Raw genomic sequence first — 717 nt, forward strand, 5'->3', positions numbered from 1 at the left:
GTTGAGCACGACGCCGGCCATGCGCACATCCGGATCGTAGGTGGCAAAACCCTTGGCGACGGCGGCGGCCGTGGTCGACTGACCGGAAACGTCGAGCACCAGAAGCACCGGCAGGCCATAGAGCCGGGCGAGATCGGCGGCCGAACCCGAACGGCCTTCCGGCGCGGGAATGCCGTCGAAAAGGCCCATCGCGCTTTCGAGAATGACGTACTCGGCACCACACGCTGCCTGGTTCGCCAGCGCGTTGAGCAGGGAAGGCGGCATCGCCCAGCTGTCGAGATTGACGCCGGAGAGGCCGGTGGCGGCGGTATGGAAGCCGGGATCGATATAGTCCGGTCCGGACTTCGCGCCGCGCACCTTCAGCCCGCGCCGGGCAAGCGCGCGCAACAGGCCTATGGTGACGCTGGTCTTGCCCGAGCCGGAGCGCGGCGCGCCGATGATGATCGCGCGCGCCGTCATGCCCCGCCCGCCAGTGCCGCGCGCATGGCGACGATACCGCCGACGACGATCAGCGCCGGGGAGGCGAGCCCGGCGGCAGCGGCCTCCTCGGCGATTGTGGCGAGCGTGGCGACAACGATGCGCTCCTGCGGCGTGGTCGCTGCGACGATCACGGCGGCAGGCGTCGACGGCGCGAGGCCACCGCTGAACAGCTTTGCCGCTATCACCGGCAGATTGGCCATGCCCATATAGATGACGACCGGCTGGCCGGTGCGCGCG

The 717-nt window shown here is 69.9% G+C and carries 2 pseudogenes; both read right to left on the minus strand.

Annotated features, from left to right (window positions below):
- A pseudogene (locus EOA79_RS32335) lies at nt 1-459 on the minus strand (cobyrinic acid a,c-diamide synthase); the annotation flags it as partial.
- Nucleotides 456-717: pseudogene (locus tag EOA79_RS32340) on the minus strand (uroporphyrin-III methyltransferase); the annotation flags it as partial. The pseudogenes EOA79_RS32340 and EOA79_RS32335, both read right to left, overlap by 4 nt.

This window comes from Mesorhizobium sp. M1A.F.Ca.IN.020.03.2.1, assembly GCF_004023205.1.
GTDB lineage: Bacteria > Pseudomonadota > Alphaproteobacteria > Rhizobiales > Rhizobiaceae > Mesorhizobium.